This is a genomic window from Streptomyces sp. WAC06614, from assembly GCF_003949795.1.
GTDB lineage: Bacteria > Actinomycetota > Actinomycetes > Streptomycetales > Streptomycetaceae > Streptomyces.
Window position 1 is genome coordinate 1 of sequence record NZ_RPRY01000554.1, and the last position, 2,640, is coordinate 2,640.

A 2,640-nucleotide genomic window follows, 5' to 3' on the forward strand; every position below is an offset into this window, starting at 1 on the left:
CCCCCGCTCCGCGCCGGTCCTCGGCCCGCCGGGCCGAGGACCGGCGCGGAGCGGGGGCCGGCGCGGAGCGGGGGTGCGGGCTAGGCCACCGGGTCCTCGCCCTCCAGGCGGAATCCGACCTTCAGGCCCACCTGGTAGTGGGCGATCGCGCCGTTCTCGATGTGGCCGCGCACCTGGGTGATCTCGAACCAGTCCAGGTTCCGCAGGGTCTGCCCGGCCCGGGCGATGCCGTTGCGGACGGCCTGGTCGATGCCTTCGTGGGACGTACCGACGATTTCGGTCACCCGGTAGGTGTGGTTGGACATGGACGCTCCCGAGGGTGGGGTCTGGTGCCTTGTGTCACTGTGCCCCAGTACCTCCGGGTCCGCGAGGCGGAGCCTGCCGGGGGAGTCGTACGGGTTCCTCCCGAATGCCAGAAGAATCCCGCGCGAAAGACCCTTGACCGGCCCATTGGTCCATGCCAATTTCAAGCCAGCCAAGATCCGCCCGTCAGAAGGTGACCATCCGTGAAACGTCGTTTCCTCGCCGTGTGCACCGTCCTCGTGGCCACCGTCGCCCTCACCGGCTGCGGCCGGCTCACCGGCGCGGAGGGCGGCTCACGGAAGGTGACCCTCTGGCTGATGAAGGGCAGCGCCTCCGACGACTTCATCCAGAGGTTCACCACCTCCTTCGAGAAGGAGCACCCGGGGATCGACCTGGAGGTCAAGATCCAGGAGTGGACCGGCATCGGGGACAAGGTCAACGCCGTCCTGAGCGGCAAGGGCAAGGAGAGCGCCGACGTCATCGAGGTCGGCAACACCCAGGTCGCGCAGTACATCGAGACCGGGGGACTGTCCGAGCTCACCCTGGAGGGCCTGCGCCAATGGGGCAGCAAGGACTGGCTCAAGGGCCTGGCCGACCCCGGAAGCGTCAACGGGGCCCAGTACGGCGTCCCCTGGTACGCGGCCAACCGCGTGGTGATCTACCACAAGGACCTCTTCGCCGCCGCCGGCATCAAGGAGCCCCCCAGGAACCGCGCCGAGTGGATCGCGGCCACCCAGAAGCTCGACAAGGGCGAGCAGCAGGGCATCTACCTCGCCGGCCAGAACTGGTACGTCCTCGCCGGATTCGTCTGGGACGAGGGCGGCGAACTCGCCGTCGAGACCGGCGGCCAGTGGCTCGGCACCCTCGACAGCGAACCGGCCCAGGCCGGCATGGAGTTCTACAAGAAGCTCCAGGCCCTCGGCGACGGCCCCAAGGGCGCCGACGAGGAGACGCCCCCGCAGGCGGACGTCTTCGCCCGCGGCCAGGTCGCGCAGATCATCGCCCCGCCCGGCCAGGCCGCCCAGATCGAACAGGCCAACCCGGCCCTCAAGGGCAAACTCGGCTTCTTCCCCATACCCGGCAAGACCTCGGAGAAGTACGGATCCGTCCTCACCGGCGGCTCCGACCTGATCATCCCGAACCGCACCAAGGACCGGGCCGCCGCCGTCGACGTCATCACCGCCCTGGTGAGCGAGAAGTGGCAGACCGAACTGGCCCGTACCATGAGCTACGTACCGAACAAGACCACCCTCGCCCGGGTGGTCCAGGGCAACGACGGCGCCAGCGCCATGGCACTCGGCGCGGCCCAGGGCCGGGCCACCCCGAAGTCCGCCCGGTGGGCCGAGGTCGAGGCGAAGAACCCGATCAAGCCGTACATGACGGCGGTCCTGACCGGCCAGGACCCGCAGACGGCGGCCCGGACCGCCTCGGACGCGATCAGCAAGGTCCTCAGCTCCGACCGCTGATTCCCGTCATTCAACAGCCGCACATGTGGGTGCCGCTGGACGGTCATGTCGAATCCAGCCGGTCACGGAAGAAACGTAGGGAGCCAGGTCAGCGCGTCCCGGCCTGGCTCCCGCATCCGGACCAGGAGCCGCCATGACCATCGCCCCCGTCTCCCCGCTTCAGCCGGCCACCGACCTCCCCGCCCCCCACTACACCGTCCGCCTCGCCCGCGACGAGGACGAGGTACGCGCCGCCCAGCGGCTGCGCCACCTGGTCTTCGCCGGGGAGATGGGAGCCCGCCTGGACGGCCCCGAGCCAGGTGTGGACTCCGACGCCTTCGACGCCTACTGCGACCACCTCCTGGTCGTCGAGGAACGCACCGAGCAGGTCGTCGGCACCTACCGGCTGCTGCCGCCCGAGCGGGCCGCCGTCGCGGGCCGGCTCTACTCCGAGGGCGAGTTCGACCTCTCCGCGCTCGCGCCGATCCGCCCCGACCTGGTCGAGGTCGGCCGCTCCTGCGTCCACCCCGCCCACCGCAACGGCGCCGTCATCGCCCTGATCTGGGCCGGCCTGGCCCGCTACATGGACCGCTCCGGCCACAACTGGCTCGCCGGCTGCTGCTCGATACCGCTGGCCGACGGCGGTGTGCTGGCCGCCGCCACCCGCGAGACCGTCCTCGGCGCCCTCCAGCAGCTGGTCTCCCGGCCCGACCGCGCCGCGCAGCCGACGGCCTCGCGGCGCACGGACCTCATAGGCATGATCGTCTCCGACTACCGGGACGAGCGCGAGGTCCACTACCTGCGGGCGTTCCTCGGCATGCGCGTCTCCGGGCTGATCCTGGTCAGCCAGGGCATGAGCGAGCGGGCCGCGAGCGAGATCGAGGCGTGGGAC

General features: G+C 70.6%; 3 protein-coding genes. 2 read left to right on the forward strand and 1 reads right to left on the reverse strand.

Features of this window, described 5'->3' with window-relative positions:
* Window positions 1-80: 80 nt before the first annotated feature.
* A complete protein-coding gene (locus EF918_RS34565) occupies window positions 81-305 on the reverse strand; it encodes a dodecin (RefSeq protein WP_125652820.1) in 225 nt (74 codons plus the stop codon).
* A 201-nt stretch (window positions 306-506) separates the two neighbouring features.
* Between EF918_RS34565 and EF918_RS34570 the strand changes: the two genes are divergently transcribed.
* Both EF918_RS34570 and EF918_RS34575 read left to right on the forward strand, forming a co-directional pair.
* Window positions 507-1,769, forward strand: coding sequence for an extracellular solute-binding protein (locus tag EF918_RS34570; protein ID WP_125652821.1), 1,263 nt, complete (start codon window positions 507-509; stop codon window positions 1,767-1,769).
* A 133-nt stretch (window positions 1,770-1,902) separates the two neighbouring features.
* The coding region (locus EF918_RS34575) for a GNAT family N-acyltransferase (protein WP_260610971.1) at window positions 1,903-2,640 on the forward strand (738 nt) is incomplete at its 3' end.

Excerpts from the sequence above, each read along its gene's own strand:
- EF918_RS34565 (WP_125652820.1), bottom strand. The coding sequence starts at position 305 with ATGTCCAACCACACCTACCGGGTGACCGAAATCGTCGGTACGTCCCAC.